Source organism: Cryobacterium sp. TMT2-18-2, assembly GCF_004402245.1.
Taxonomy (GTDB): Bacteria; Actinomycetota; Actinomycetes; order Actinomycetales; family Microbacteriaceae; genus Cryobacterium; species Cryobacterium sandaracinum.
Genome location: NZ_SOFU01000013.1, coordinates 148,634 through 163,524, shown reverse-complemented (window position 1 = coordinate 163,524; position 14,891 = coordinate 148,634). Strand labels below are relative to the sequence as shown.

Below are 14,891 nucleotides of genomic sequence, written 5' to 3'. Positions count from 1 at the left end.
CGGTATCCTGAAACCCACAACTGTGTGAGGCGGGGAGACAGGTCGCTGTGAAACGAGGAAACAGGGCACGGCAGTGGGCAGCGCTCGCGCTGGGCGCCGCGGTTCTGGGGTGGTCCGCCGCCCCGGCATCGGCCCACAACTCCGTGGGCGGGTCCTCCCCGGCCGCGGGCGCCGTCGTGACTGAACAGCCTTCGCTGTTCACAGTGACGACGAACGATGCCCTGCTTGACCTCGGAGGCGGGGGAGCGGGCAGCGGGATGCTCATCAGCGGGCCCTCCGGTGTGGCCACGCCTCTCTACTACGGTGACGGCTGTATCAGCCTGCTCGGTCCAACCGTCGAGACCGAGGCCCAGCTGGGCCAGCCGGGCAAGTACACGGTGACCTGGCAGGGGGTCTCGATCGACGGGCATCCGGTGTCCGGCGACTTCACCTTCACCTGGCAACCGGCCGCCGACCAGGCATTGGCTGAAGGGTCCCCGGCCAAGCCGGTCTGTGCCGAGACCGCGGACGCCGCGGCGGATGCTGCTCCCCCGGATTCCACGGACACACGCGCCATCGCCCCCGCCGAAGCCCCCCTCGTCGCCGTCTGGTTCGCCGCCGCCCTCGGTGCCGTCCTCGTCGCCGTGGCGGGAACCCTCCTCGCCATCCGCCGACGCGCGCCTCGCCCACCGAATCAGCCCGAGCGGCCCGACCAGCCCGCGTAGCAGACCCGCACCATCGGAAGGCGAAGGTAGAGTTGCCGGGTGAGTTGGAACGCCGAAATACCGTGGAATCCTGACGAGTTCGAACCACCCGACGAATTCGACGCCCCGCCACCGCCCGACGGCTATGCCGGCGGAGCCAGGGAGTGGGAACCTGCCCCGGACCGGCCGGGCCCGGCAGGCCGCGCCGGTGCCGGCGCATCCGCCCTTCGCGTACCCGCCACCCCGCCCCGCCGCGCCACCGCGAAGTTCGCGACGGCCGGCGAGGCCCTGCGCACGGTCTTCGGCTACGACTCCTTCCGCGGCGAGCAGGCCGCCATCATCGACCAGGTCATCAACGGCAACGACGCCGTCGTGCTGATGCCCACCGGGGGCGGTAAGAGCCTGTGCTATCAGATCCCCTCGCTCGTGCGGGAGGGCACCGGCATCGTCATCTCGCCGCTGATCGCCCTCATGCAAGACCAGGTCGACGCGCTCACCGCCGTGGGCGCGCGCGCCGCGTTCCTCAATTCCAGCCAGGACTCCGCTGCGCGGGGCACGGTCGAGCGCGACTATCTCGCCGGCAACCTCGACCTGCTTTACGTCGCCCCCGAGCGACTCTCCTCCGAGGCCACCAAGCGTTTCCTCGACCGCGGCACCATCGCCCTCTTCGCCATCGACGAGGCCCACTGCGTGTCGCAGTGGGGGCACGACTTCCGGCCCGACTACCTGGCCCTGTCCGACCTGGCCGACCGCTGGCCCGACGTTCCGCGCATCGCTCTCACCGCCACGGCCACCGACGCCACCCATAAAGAGATCACCACCCGGCTACAGATGGGCGCTGCCCGGCACTTCGTCGCCAGCTTCGACCGACCCAACATCCAATACCGCATCGTCGGCAAGGCCGAGCCGCGCAAGCAGCTTCTGGCCTTCATCAAGGCCGAGCACCCCACGGATGCCGGCATTGTCTATGCCCTCAGTCGCAAGACCGTCGAGGCGACCGCCGACTTCCTGCGCCAGAATGGGCTCAACGCGCTGCCCTACCACGCGGGCCTCGACCAGGGGGTGCGCGCCCGCACCCAGTCCCGGTTCCTCCGTGAGGAGGGCGTCATCATCGTCGCCACGATCGCGTTCGGCATGGGCATCGACAAACCGGACGTGCGTTTCGTCGCCCACATCGACCTGCCCAAGTCCGTCGAGGGCTACTACCAGGAGACCGGCCGCGCGGGCCGCGACGGCCTGCCCTCCACCGGCTGGCTCACCTATGGCCTGCAAGACGTCGTGCAGCAGCGCCGCATGATCGACGAGTCGCCTGGCGACCTCGGCCACCGGCGCAAGCTCTCCGCCCACCTCGACGCCATGCTCGCGCTCTGCGAGACCGTCAGCTGCCGCCGGGTCAACCTGCTGCGCTACTTCGGCCAGTCCAGCGAGCCGTGCGGCAACTGCGACACCTGCCTTGAACCCCCCGTCGGCTGGGACGGCACCGTCCCCGCACAGAAACTGCTCTCCACCGTGGTGCGCCTGCTGCGCGAGCGTAATCAGCGCTTCGGCGCCGGGCAGCTTATCGACATCCTGCGCGGCAAGGTGACCCCGCGCACCACTCAGCACGGCCACGACCGGCTGGCCACCTGGGGCATCGGCGCCGACCTCAGCGACCAGCAGTGGCGCGGCGTCGTGAGGCAGCTCCTCGCCCAGGGTTTCCTGGCCACCTCCGGCGAATACGGTACCCTGGTGCTGACGGATGCCGCCGCGGAGGTCCTCGCTGGTCGCCGCACAGTGGAGCTCCGCACCGAGCCCGAACGGGCCGCCCGCCCCGCGGCCGGGGCCCGCAAAAGTGCCGCGAAGGCGGCCGCGGCCGATCTCAGCCCCGAGCAGGAGACCCTGTTCGAGGCGCTGCGGGTCTGGCGCTCCGCCCAGTCCAAAGAGCAGGGCGTGCCGGCCTACATTATCTTCGGCGACGCAACCCTGCTGGCGATCGCCGCGACGAAGCCGGCCACCCTGGCCGACCTCGACGGCATCTCCGGCGTCGGTGCCAAGAAGCTCGACGCCTACGGTGCCGCCCTCCTCGAGGTCGTGTCCGCCGGAACCTGACGCCTCCCGTCCCTGCCCCAACCCGCAGCATCCCGCGAAACCGGGTAGAACTAGGTAATGGACTGGACCGAGTACTTCAACGCTCAGGCCGGTCGCCCTCCGCGTGCGGTGCTGCTCCGTGCCCTCGACCTCCGTGCCGACGCGTCACCCGCCCCACCCGGCACTGCGATCGACTTGGGCTGCGGTGCGGGCACCGAGACCCGGCACCTGCTCGCCGCCGGCTGGACCGTACACGCGTTCGACGCCGACCCGGGCTCCGAGGTCAGGGTCCGGACGGGCCTGCGCGCCGCAGAGCAGTCCCGCTTGGTCTTTCACCGGTCCCGCTTCGAGGACCTCCCCGAGCTGCCCGCCGCAGACCTCGTCTATGCGGGGTTTTCCCTGCCCTTCTGCGACCCCGCGGTGTTCCCCGACCTGTGGGCGGGCATCCGCGCGGCGCTGACGCCCGGCGCCTGGTTTGCCGGAGAATTCTTCGGCCCCCACGATGAATGGGCCGGCCGCGCAGACATGAACTTCCATGACCGCGGCCAGGTCGAGGCGCTCCTGGCCGGGCTGCACGTCGTCGGCCTCGTCGAAGACGACCGCCCCGGCCAGTCCGCATTCGGCCCTCGCCACTGGCACCTCTTCCACGTCACCGCCCGCACCCCGACGACCTGTGCCGTCAGGAGCGGCCGGGCCCTCGCTCCGGCAGAGGTGGTGCCCCGTTTGTGGGTAACCGTGCCGTCAGACCCTTTAGCGCTGAGGAAACCTACAAGACGAATGCCGGGCGGAGCATGCTTCGTTGTAGGCCCGTCACGCACTATTTCCCCGCTTCGTGAGAGCCGCCTAGCGTGTAAGAAAATTTCGAGTTCGCGCGAAGACGAAGGACCAATGATGGTTGACACTGCTCAGCGCTCCAACAGCACTACCCCCGCCAAGACGGACAAGAAGACGGACGCGACCCTGGCCACGACCGTCGCCGTCACGCCCCCCGTGGCGCCCGGCGTCGACACCGGCCCGGTCATGATCGCCGGCCAGGCCGGTGCACCCACGGTCAACATCGAGTCGCTGCACCGACAGCTGCTCGGCACCTGGGCCGACGTGCGCCTGCTGGCCCGCGAGCTCACGGCCAAGCCCGAACTGCAGCGCATCGAGGGCCAATCCATGGCCGAGCATCGCGAACGCGTGCTGGGCCAGCTCCTGATCCTGGCCGAGAACGGGCACGTGCACCGCGCGTTCCCGACGCACCTGGGCGGCGCCGACGACCACGGCGGAAACATCGCCGGGTTCGAGGAACTCGTCACCGCCGACCCCAGCCTGCAGATCAAGGCGGGCGTGCAGTGGGGTCTGTTCGGCGCGGCCGTGCTGCACCTCGGCACCAAGAAGCACCACGACGCCTACCTGCCGGGCATCATGACCATGCAGGTCCCGGGCGTCTTCGCGATGACCGAAACCGGCCACGGCTCGGATGTCGCGGCCATTGGCACGACTTCGACCTACGACCCTGCCACGCAGGAATTCGTTATCGACACCCCGTTCCGCGCGGCGTGGAAGGACTACCTCGGAAACGCCGCGAAGGACGGCATCGCCGCCGTTCTCTTCGCGCAGCTGATCACCGCGGGCGTCAACCATGGAGTGCACGCATTCTGGGTGCCGATCCGCGACGAGTCCGGGGATTTCCTCCCCGGCATCGGTGGCGAGGACGACGGACTCAAGGGCGGCCTCAACGGCATCGACAACGGGCGGCTCCACTTCGACGGGGTGCGCATCCCCCGCGAAAACCTGCTCAACCGCTATGGCGACGTCGCCCAGGACGGGACCTACACCAGCCCGATCTCCAGCCCCGGCCGCCGCTTTTTCACCATGCTCGGCACCCTCGTGCAGGGCCGCGTCTCGCTCGACGGCGCCGCCACCCAGGCTTCGGCGATGGCCCTCACGATCGCCATCACCTACGGCAGCCAGCGCCGCCAGTTCAACGCCGGTAGCGACACCGACGAGGAGGTCATCCTCGACTACCAGCGCCACCAGCGCCGTCTGCTGCCGCGCCTGGCCACGACCTACGCGCACACGTTCGCCCACGACGAGTTCCTGGTCAAGTTCGATCAGGTCTTCAGTGGCCAGGCCGACACGGATGCCGACCGGCAGGACCTCGAAACCCTTGCCGCCGCCCTCAAGCCGCTCTCGACCTGGCACGCTCTCGACACCCTGCAGGAGGCCCGCGAAGCCTGCGGCGGCGCCGGATTCCTGGCCGAGAACCGGCTGGTCGGCCTGCGCGCCGACCTGGACGTCTTCGCCACCTTCGAGGGCGACAACAACGTGCTCCTGCAACTCGTCGCGAAGCGTCTGCTCACCGACTACAGCCGCAAGTTCGCGTCCGCCGGCCCGGGCGTGCTCGCCCGCTACGTCGTGCAGCAAGCTGCCGGCCGCGCCTACCACGGTACCGGGCTCCGCACCCTGGGCCAGGCGGTCTCCGACTTCGGCTCCACCGCTCGCTCCGTGGGCCACCTCCGCGACACCGCGGTGCAGCGGGAGCTGCTCACCAACCGGGTCGAAACCATGATCGCCGAGATAGCGGGCAAGCTCCGCTCGGCCGGCAAGCTGGCACCGAAGGAAGCCGCGGCCCTCTTCAACGCCAACCAGGACCAGCTGATCGAGGCGGCCCGTTCGCACGGCGAGCTGCTGCAGTGGGAGGCGTTCACCCGGGCGGTCGAGACCGCCGAAGACGCCGGCACGAAGCAGGTCCTGACCTGGCTGCGCGACCTGTTCGGCCTCGGGCTGGTAGAGAAGCACCTGGCCTGGTACCTGATCCACGGGCGCCTGTCGGCCAAGCGGGCACAGTCGGTCACGGCCTACATCGACCGCATCATCGCCCGGCTCCGTCCCCACTCCGTCGACCTGGTCGACGCCTTCGGCTACAGCCAGGACCACCTCCGGTCGGCAATCGCCAGCGGTGCCGAGCAGGAGCGCCAGAACGAGGCCAGGGACTACTACCAAACCCAGCGTGCCAACGGCACCGCTCCCCGCGCCGAGAAGGCTCCCGCCAAGAGGTAGCCCCGATCCGGTGAAGAGTGCCCGTTCCGCCGGCCGCTCTCTACCGGAACGGGCACCGTCGTGTCGTACCCAGGTACGAGGCCGGCGGGCGCACAAGCGTCCGCCGGGCCGATGCGTGCAGCATCCGTCCCCCCGTAGCGTCGATGTCGTGCCGATCTCACACGGTGAGACCGGCCCCACCGATGTACAACGAGGAGACGGATGATTCAGGCACAGTCCCTGACCAAACGGCACGGCGGCAAGACCGCGGTCGACGCGATCGACTTCACCGTGCAGCCCGGCAAGGTGACCGGCCTGCTGGGTCCGAACGGCGCCGGCAAGAGCACCATCATGCGCATGATCGTCGGACTCGACCGGCCGACCGCCGGATCGGTCACGGTCAACGGCAAGCATTACAGCGAGCACCGAGCGCCGCTGTGCGAGGTGGGCGTGCTGCTCGACGCGAGGGCCGTGCACACCGGCCGCACGGCCCGCAACCACCTGCTGGCCCTGGCGGTCACCCACGGCATCCCGGCCGCCCGGGTCGACGAGGTGATCGAGCTCACCGGGATTGGAGCCGTCGCCCGCACGCGCGTCGGCCGCTTCTCCCTCGGCATGGGCCAGCGCCTCGGTATCGCAGCGGCGCTGCTCGGCGACCCTGCGGTGCTGATTCTCGACGAGCCCGTCAACGGGCTCGACCCCGAGGGCGTGCAGTGGGTGCGCCAGCTGATGCGGCACCTCGCCGTGGAGGGCCGCACCGTGCTGCTGTCCTCGCACATGATGAGCGAAATGGCTCTCACGGCCGACCACCTGATCATGCTGGGCCGGGGAAAGCTGATCGCGAATGCCCCGGTCTCCGAGATTATCGGCATGGCCGGCACGCACCGGGTGCGCGTGCGCACCCCTCAGTCCGCCCAGCTCGCGGCCCTGCTCGCCCAGCCCGACGTCACCGTCACTACCGGAGAGCAGGACCTGCTCGAGGTAGCCGGCATTTCGGCCGGTGACATCGGCGAACAGGCCGCCGCCGCGGGTATCGTGCTGCACGAGCTGACCGGCGTGAGCGCGTCACTCGAGGAGGCTTACCTGGCCCTGACCCAAGACGAGGTGGAGTACCGCGCCAGCGGCTCCGCGCAACTGCAGGAGGCCGGACGATGACCGAGACAACCGCGACCAAGACGCCCGCGCCCGCTGCTTCCTCCTCCCCGGCCGCGGACGGCACCGTGCCCGGCGCCGCATCCGCTGTGCACGGCCTGAGCGCGACGGGGTTGCTGCGGTCGGAGTGGATCAAGCTGCGCAGCGTGCGCTCGACGGCCTGGTCGTACGCCCTGCTCGTAGTGGTCTCGCTCGCCCTCGCGGCGGTCATGTCCTCCACTCTCGACCTGCAGGGTGCGGACGCCTCGATGATCCCCGCGGCGGACCAGGCGACTTTCATCGCCCAGACCGCGACATTCGGGGTGTTCTTCGGCCAACTCATCGTGGCCGTCCTCGGTGCGCTGACCATCAGCGGCGAATACTCCACCGGCATGATTCGGTCCACGTTGACCGCGGTGCCGCGCCGGCTGCCCGCCCTCGCGGCGAAGGCCGCCGTGCTGTTCGTCATGACCTTCGTGGTTGGGCTGGCCGCCAACCTCGGTTCCTATCTGGTGGCGTCGCTGGTGCTTTCCCGGCAGGGCTTGGGCGTCAGCATCGCGGATCCAGCCGTGTTCCTGCCGGTGCTCGGCGGGGCGCTCTACCTGGCCCTGATCGCGGTCTTCGCCCTCGGCATCGGCACCATCGTGCGCAGCGGGGCCGGCGGCATCGCGGTCGTGCTCGGCATCGTGCTGCTGCTGCCGATGGTGTTCCAGGTGATCGCTGCCCCGTGGGCCGCCACGGTGCTGCCGTATCTGGTGTCGAACGCGGGCATCAACATGTTCGGGTTGATGTCGTTCAGCCCGGTGCCGATCGAGTGGTGGGTCAACCTGCTGGTGGTCCTCGGCTGGCTCGCGGTCAGCCTGGTCGCTGCCGCTGCGGTGTTGAAGCGGAGGGACGCGTAGAGTCCTCTGAATGACCGAATCACATCTCACCCTCGGTCGGCAGCTTGTGCCGACCGAGGGTGAACTGCGTCTGCCGACACCGCCGGGGGTGGCCGGACGGTTCTGGGCGCGGCATCCGTGGCTCAGCGACGCGCTGGTCGCGGGCGCCTATTTCGTGCCGATGGCCGTCGGCTTCCTGATCGACCTGACACGGCAGGCCGGGCCCGGACTGCCGCCGCAGGCCCTCATCACCGCCGCCGTGGTGATGGTCATCACGGCCGCACTGCTGGTCCGACGGCACGCCCCGCTTCTCGTGCTCGGGGTGACCTGCACCGGACTGGTCGCCGCTTTCCCCGGCCAGGGCGACACCCTGCCCGTGCTGATCGCGCTTTACACCGCCGCGGTCTACCGTGGCGTGCGAAGCGCATGGTTCGGCCTCGCCGTGGCGATCGGCATCGGCGCCCTGGGTGCTTTTCTGGGCGCGAGCAGCTACGCATCCTGGCTCGCGGTCGCCTCCCAATCCGCGGTCCTCATGCTCGCGGCCACCCTGATCGGCGTCACGGTCGGCGATCGCAAGCGTTACGTGGCCGCGCTGGTCGAACTGGCCGCACAGCTGGCTCGGGAGCGCGACCAGCAGGCCCAGCTCGCCCGCATCACCGAACGCGGGCGCATCGCCCGGGAAATGCACGACATCATCGCGCACAGCCTCTCGGTCATGGTCGCGCTCGCCGACGGGGCCGACGCGCTGCTCGTCAAAGACCCGGAACGTTCGCGCGCTGCGCTGCGCGAGGTGGCCCGGACCGGCCGTGGCTCGATGTCCGAGATGCGCCGGCTGCTCGGCGTGCTGAGTGAGGGTCCTCAGGAGCAGGGCGACCCCGAGGGGACGGATGTCCCCCTCCGGCCCCAACCCGGCGCCGACCAGCTCGTCGACCTGGTCGAATCGTTCCGCGCCGCCGGGCTGCCCGCCCGGCTGGAACTCACCGGGCGCATTCCCGGGAGCCAGAGTCTGCAGTTGACGGTCTACCGGATCGTGCAGGAATCGCTGACCAACGCGCTGCGGTATTCGGCGCATCCGAGCGCGGTGACCGTGCGACTGACCCGGGTGCCGGGTCGGCTCGAGGTGGTCATCGCCGACGACGGCCGGAACGCGTCGGCCACAGTGCCGTCGTCGACTGCCGGGCGGGGAATCATAGGGCTGCGTGAGCGCGTTGCGCTCTACGATGGCACCCTCGTGGCCGGGAGCAGTCCCGGCGGCGGCTGGCAGGTGCGCGCGACGATGACGGTCGACGAGACGGGGGAACGGGCATGACGCCGATCCGGATCTTGCTCGTCGACGACCAGGCGCTGCTGCGCACGGGCTTCCGGATGGTGCTCGAGGCCGAGGACGATTTCACCGTGGTGGCCGAGGCCGGCGACGGCGCCGCGGCGATCGCACTCGCCGCCGGCCTGCATCCCGACGTCATTCTGATGGATGTGCGGATGCCCGGAATCGACGGTATCGAGGCCACACGGCGGATCACCGCCGCGTGCCCCGACAGCCGGATCATCATTCTCACCACTTTCGACCTCGACGAGTACGCCTTCGGTGGCCTCCGCGCGGGCGCGCGCGGGTTCCTGCTGAAAGACGCCCAGCCCGCTGAACTCACCGCGGCTATCCGGGCCGTGGCCTCGGGCGACGCCTCCGTTTCGGCGCGGGTGACCCGGCGCATGCTGGACCTGTTCGGAGCAAAGCTTCCGGGGGCAGAGCGGGAGACCGACGTCACCGGAGCGGATGCCGACGCCGGCCGACTCGGCCTGCTCACCGAGCGGGAGCACGAGGTCTTCCTCGCGGTCGCGGAGGGTCTGTCGAACCCGGAACTCGCCGAACGTTTCTTCCTATCCGAGTCCACCGTCAAGAGCCACGTCGGACGCATCCTTGCCAAGCTTGAGCTGCGTGACCGAGTGCAGGTCGTCATCCTCGCCCACAGGCTCGGCCTCGTCACTCCGTGACCGGCCCGATTCCGCGCCGGCGCACCCGGCGAATAGGCTCGGGGGTATGCGCACCTTCTACCCCGAGATCGAACCCTACGAAACCGGACTTCTCGAGGTCGGTGACGGGCAGACCATCTACTGGGAGACATCCGGCAACTCCGACGGCAAGCCGGCCGTCTACCTGCACGGCGGGCCGGGCGGCGGATCGAGCCCGAAGCAGCGCCGCGTGTTCGACCCGAAAAAGTACCGCATCATCCTTTTTGACCAGCGTGGCTGCGGTCAGAGCACGCCGCACGCGAGCGCGGCGGACGCCGACCTCACCACCAACACCACCTGGCACCTCGTGTCCGACCTCGAGAAACTGCGTGAGCACCTCGACATCGATCGCTGGCTGGTCTGCGGCGGGTCCTGGGGCAGCACCCTCAGCCTCGCGTACGCCGAGACACACCCGGACCGGGTCACCGAACTCGTGTTGCGGGGCATTTTCACGCTGCGCCCGATGGAACTCGACTGGTTCTACGAGGGCGGCGCCGCGGCGATCTACCCGGACCTCTGGGAGAGCTTCATCGCCCCGGTTCCGTTGGAGGAGCGCGGCCACCTGATCAAGGCCTACAAGCGCCTGCTGCACGACCCCGACCAGTACGTGCGCGAGCGGGCCGGCGTGGCCTGGTCCACCTGGGAATCCTCGACCATCACGCTGCTGCAGCAACCCGACACGATCGCGCGTTTCACCGAGCCGGCGTTCGCGGTGGCCTTCGCCCGGATCGAGAACCACTACTTCACCAACTCGGGCTGGTTCGAGCCGAATCAGCTGATCCGCGACGCGGACCGGCTGAAGGACATCCCCGGCGTCATCGTGCAGGGCCGCTATGACATGTGCACCCCCGCCTTCACAGCCTGGGAGCTGCACCAGAACTGGCCGGAGGCCGATTTCAGGCTGATCCCGGATGCCGGTCACTCCTTCGACGAGCCCGGCAACCTGGACGCGATCATCGAGGCCACGGACCGCTTCGCGGCCTGAGGCCGGCCGGGAGAATCCCGGCGACAGCAGGCCCAGACCGGTCGGACGGCGGTCCTGAATATGTGCTCGCTCCCGTCGAAATAATCCCTGCCGGTGGTCTGTCCAGGCCCTTGACACTCTCGTTTTATTTGGTAATCGCACTACCCTTCGATAGCATTCGAATATTGCTCAGGTGGCCCCTCTTCGGGGGTCACATCCCTCGCGCTCTCGATCGCGCACAATCTTGAGATGTTGTATGTCTGCTCTTTACGCTGCCCAAAAAACCCCGATCAAATTCCTGAACCGGCACCCCAATGGCAAGCCACGTCTCGCCAAGCTATGGCAACTCACGGCCGTCCTTGCGGCGACAGTGCTGGCCCTATCGGCTTTCGTTCCGTTGCCCGCGTCGGCGGTGACCTCTCCCCAGGCTGTCGCCGCTGCCCCGATCGCAGTGAAAGCGGGGGAGGCCACCTGGACCACTATCCGCGAACCCAGCACACCCCAGAACGCCACGCCGTACGTCAGCGCCACGTCGCTGGCTGACAAGACCTTCCTCAAATTCGACACGGCACAGTACACGGGCATGAGCGTCGTGTCGGCGACATTGGACTTGAAAGTCGCCAGCACCACCTCTACCGCACCTGGCGTGCAGGTCTATCCGGTCTCCTCGGACTGGAGCGCGTCGTCTCTGACTGAGTCGAACCGCCCGGCCCACATCGACACGGAACTGAGTGGGGCATCGGTTCGGGCTCTGACCGGACAGACAATTTCTGTGCCGCTCTCGGGTCTGAACGGTACAGCGTTGTCCGGGTCGACTGCGTTCGAGGTGCGCTTCGCCCAGAAGTTTGTCAGCACCTCGTTCGTAGGCAAAGGGGAGGCGCGCCCCACGCTGAAGCTCGTCCTCGCGGCAACCGGCTCGGCGACCGGCGCGGCGACCGGCTCGGCGACCGGCTCGGCCACCGGCTCGGCCACCGGATCCGACAACCTGTCATTCGCGGTTCCCGGGCCGAACACCACCGGCAAAAAGGTCTTTGCACACTACTTTCCGCCGTACCCCATCTCCATCGAGAACAAGGCACCCGCATCCGATTACTACGCGATCAACTACCTCACCTCGCAGGGCGAGGGAGGCATCCACGCCAACTACGGCGGATTGCTGCGCGACCGCCCTGAGGCTCGCGCTCCGCGCTCGGGGGATTGGAAACTCACTGATATGAAAGAGGAAGTCACCGACGCGGCAGATGCCGGTATCGATGGCTTCACCGTCGACATCATGAGTCTGTCCGGCCTCAACTGGGAGCGAACACTCGATTTGGTGCAGGGCGCGGAGCAGTCCGGCAGAAACTTCACCATTGTCCCGAACCTGGATATGACGGCCAGCGCCGGAAAGGCCAGCATCGCGACCATCGCGGCGAAACTTGCCGAATTATACAAGTCCCCGGCCACCTATCGTCTGAGTACAGGCGAATTCGTTCTCTCCTCCTTCGCCGCCGAGCGTCAGAACGCGGTCTGGTGGGGGCAGCTGAAGTCGACGTTGGCTTCGCAGTATGGAATCAAGACGGCGTTCATCGCCGTATTCCTTAATGCCAGTGACGAGAACCTGAAGAGTTTTGCACCGATCAGTTATTCGTTGAGCAACTGGGGAACCCGGACGCCGGTGACCATCGAGAACGGTCCCGACTACGCGGCGAAGGCACGAGCACTCGGCGTGAAGTGGATGTCTCCCGTTGCCGTCCAGGACGTCCGGCCCCGAAGCTACCTCTACGACGAAGCCGGCAATACGGAAACCCTGAAGGCGTCCTGGAAACGGGCGCTGTCGAACGGTTCTGAATTGGTGCAACTGGTCACGTGGAACGACTACTCCGAGGGCACGTCGTTTGCTCCTTCGGCAGCGCACGGCGAGGCCTTCCTTGATATCAACGCGTACTACCTGAGCCAGTTCAAGAAGGGCTCGGCGCCGGCTATCGTCAACGACTCGATCTACTTGACGCACCGGATTCAGCCCTATGCAGCGACGCCGACCACGCCGCAGCAGCTCATGTCGCCCACGTTGAGCGGAACAGCCATGAAGCCTCGGGATACCGTCGGAGTGCTCACATTCCTCACGGCACCGGCGACGGTCACGGTCTCAATCGGAGGAAAAAAGACATCGTTCGAGGCGCCGGCAGGAGAATCAAGCAGGACGTTCCCGCTGGCGCTGGGCACGGTCGGTGCGAGTGCAGACCGGAACGGGGCGCAGATCGCCGCGGTCACCTCTCCTCACACAGTCGTTGCGCGCCCTGTCGTGCAGGATCTGCAGTATTACGCCGCAAGCAGCAGGACCCAGTAACCAGGATCATCGGAACATAGCCGGGTGCTGCCGAACTGCCTGCGGGTCGGCAGCACCCTTTTGCGTCGAGTAGATCGTGTGACATCGCTACCGTTTGCGGAGTGCGACTTCTTCCTCGTGGCTGCGGACGGATTGTTCCTGACGTGACGGCTCCTGCTCCGCCGCCGTGTGCGGCATGTAATACCTGCCTCGATTTCGACCGAGAAGCCGAGCGGGTGCCAGGTTCAGGATCGCGCCGAGCACCGGAGTCCCTGCCGTTTTGAGGCTCTCGACGGCTTTCCGGAGTTCCCGCGTTTCGACCTTTCCCGACCCGACGACGAGAACTGCCCCGCCGAAATACCTTCCGAGGATAGCTGCGTCAGTCACAGGCAGGAGAGGCGGGCAGTCGATGACGACGACGTTGAACCGGTCGCGCAGCGAGGCGAAAACCTGTTGGGCGTGTGTGGAGGAAAGCAGTTCGCTCGGGTTCGGGGGAACCTGCCCTGACAACAGGATCTGGAGGCCGTCCGGCCCCCAGGATTGGAGGACATCATCCACGTCGGCGTCGTGGGCCAGAATAGTCGAAAGACCGACCGATCCCTCGAGGTCGAAATAGTCGGCCAGGGACGGTCTCCGCAGGTCCGCTTCGACCAGACACACCAGGCTGCCGGAGGCCGCGAGTGTGATGGCGAGGTTCGCCGCCGTGACGGATTTTCCTTCGCCGGGAATGGACGAGGTGACGACGAACACCTTGTGGCGCTCATTCGCCTGGAGGAAATGCAGGTTCGTTCTGACCTGCTTGAATTCCTCGGCCCGAATGGGGCTGAAGCCTCGTTGCGGGACCAGCGGGTTGTTGACACTCCCGCGGTCGTACACAATCGTCCCGAGAAGTGTCAGACCAAACTGCCTGAGCTGTTCCGCGGTTCTCACTTTTGCGCTCGTCAGCTCCCGCAGGAGAATGAAGCCGAGCCCGGCAACGAAGCCGCCCAGCAATCCGGATGCCAGTGCGATCGACGGGCTGGGGGCGGAAGGCGCGGTGGGTGTCGTCGCACTCTGCACGGACTCGAGGCGTAGTGGTGTAGTGCCGTCGCTCCTTTTCGGGACCAGACGGATCACCGTATTGACCAGACTCGTCGCCACCGCGTCGGCAGTGGCGGCGGCGCGGTCCGGCGAGGTATCCGTGACAGCGATCGAAATGAGAGACGTGTTCAGTGGCACCGAGGCAGATACCCGATCACCAAGTTCACCGACAGTGGTTTTCAATCCAAGCGCGGTTATCACAGGGTCCAAGACGATCTGGCGGGTCGCCATGATGCTGTAATTGCGGGCCTGCTGTTGTGCATAATTGCTGCCCTGCGCGAGGTCACTGGTGTTATCGCTACCGATTGCCGAAACGAATAACTCTGCTTCCGCGGAGTACTCAGGCTCGGTGGTCAGCACGTAGACCGAAGCGGCGATGACGCCAAGAATGGTGAATGTGACGAGCGCAACCCATCGAGATCGCAAGAGGTTCCAGAATCCACGTTGATCCACGCGTTCGCCCTTCACCGTGTCGAGCGGCACCGGATTGACCAGCCAATACTGAGACTCTATCAAGAACCTCGTTATCACAGCGACCCACGTAGGGGGGGCATATGCGTGCCACTATGAGCACATGATAGCCCGACGTCTCATGCGGCCTCGGTGGTGGAAATTTCTCGTCGTCGCCGTGCTTTTCGTGGGTGCCATCGGGCTTGCACTCCTCGCGCTGCAACCGGTCGGCACGGAAGACGCAGGAGCGCCGAAAGACCCATACCCCACCATCACCGCCGTTCCACGTGCTC

At 67.4% G+C, this 14,891-nt stretch carries 10 protein-coding genes and 1 pseudogene; 10 read left to right on the top strand and 1 reads right to left on the bottom strand.

The window, feature by feature from the left end; translation table 11 throughout:
• Positions 1-47: 47 nt before the first annotated feature.
• The 10 genes and pseudogenes from E3O22_RS04815 (at position 48) to E3O22_RS04775 (ending at position 13,089) form a co-directional block, all read left to right on the top strand.
• Positions 48-704: a copper resistance CopC family protein gene (locus E3O22_RS04815; protein WP_166784559.1), complete on the top strand. Its 657-nt coding sequence runs from the start codon at positions 48-50 to the stop codon at positions 702-704.
• 39 nt (positions 705-743) lie between these two features.
• Positions 744-2,771 (top strand): DNA helicase RecQ, encoded by a 2,028-nt coding sequence (recQ, locus tag E3O22_RS04810; RefSeq protein ID WP_166784558.1) that lies wholly within the window; start codon positions 744-746, stop codon positions 2,769-2,771.
• A gap of 57 nt (positions 2,772-2,828) precedes the next feature.
• Positions 2,829-3,167 (top strand): annotated as a pseudogene (locus E3O22_RS16685) (class I SAM-dependent methyltransferase); the annotation flags it as partial.
• 474 nt (positions 3,168-3,641) lie between these two features.
• Positions 3,642-5,798 (top strand): acyl-CoA dehydrogenase, encoded by a 2,157-nt coding sequence (locus E3O22_RS04805; protein WP_166784565.1) that lies wholly within the window; start codon positions 3,642-3,644, stop codon positions 5,796-5,798.
• Between the two features lie 201 nt (positions 5,799-5,999).
• Positions 6,000-6,932 (top strand): ABC transporter ATP-binding protein, encoded by a 933-nt coding sequence (locus tag E3O22_RS04800; RefSeq protein ID WP_134394001.1) that lies wholly within the window; start codon positions 6,000-6,002, stop codon positions 6,930-6,932.
• Positions 6,929-7,810 carry an ABC transporter permease gene (locus tag E3O22_RS04795; RefSeq protein ID WP_134394000.1) on the top strand — a complete coding sequence of 294 codons (882 nt, stop codon included), beginning with the start codon at positions 6,929-6,931 and terminating at the stop codon, positions 7,808-7,810. The genes E3O22_RS04800 and E3O22_RS04795 overlap by 4 nt, the downstream gene beginning before the upstream one ends.
• 10 nt (positions 7,811-7,820) lie before the next feature.
• The gene (locus E3O22_RS04790; RefSeq protein ID WP_241976518.1) at positions 7,821-9,098 is read left to right on the top strand and encodes a sensor histidine kinase; all 1,278 of its coding nucleotides are present in this window, start codon (positions 7,821-7,823) and stop codon (positions 9,096-9,098) included.
• Positions 9,095-9,778, top strand: coding sequence for a response regulator transcription factor (locus E3O22_RS04785; protein ID WP_134393999.1), 684 nt, complete (start codon positions 9,095-9,097; stop codon positions 9,776-9,778). Before E3O22_RS04790 ends, E3O22_RS04785 begins: the two co-directional genes overlap by 4 nt.
• Positions 9,779-9,824: 46 nt before the next feature.
• A complete protein-coding gene (gene pip / locus E3O22_RS04780; RefSeq protein ID WP_134393998.1) occupies positions 9,825-10,781 on the top strand; it encodes a prolyl aminopeptidase in 957 nt (318 codons plus the stop codon).
• A gap of 235 nt (positions 10,782-11,016) precedes the next feature.
• Positions 11,017-13,089 carry an endo-1,3-alpha-glucanase family glycosylhydrolase gene (locus E3O22_RS04775; protein WP_134393997.1) on the top strand — a complete coding sequence of 691 codons (2,073 nt, stop codon included), beginning with the start codon at positions 11,017-11,019 and terminating at the stop codon, positions 13,087-13,089.
• Between the two features lie 87 nt (positions 13,090-13,176).
• Here E3O22_RS04775 and E3O22_RS04770 read toward each other — a convergent pair whose 3' ends face one another.
• Complete coding sequence (locus E3O22_RS04770; RefSeq protein WP_166784557.1) at positions 13,177-14,631, bottom strand: polysaccharide biosynthesis tyrosine autokinase; 1,455 nt, start codon at positions 14,629-14,631, stop codon at positions 13,177-13,179.
• Positions 14,632-14,891 lie beyond the last annotated feature (260 nt).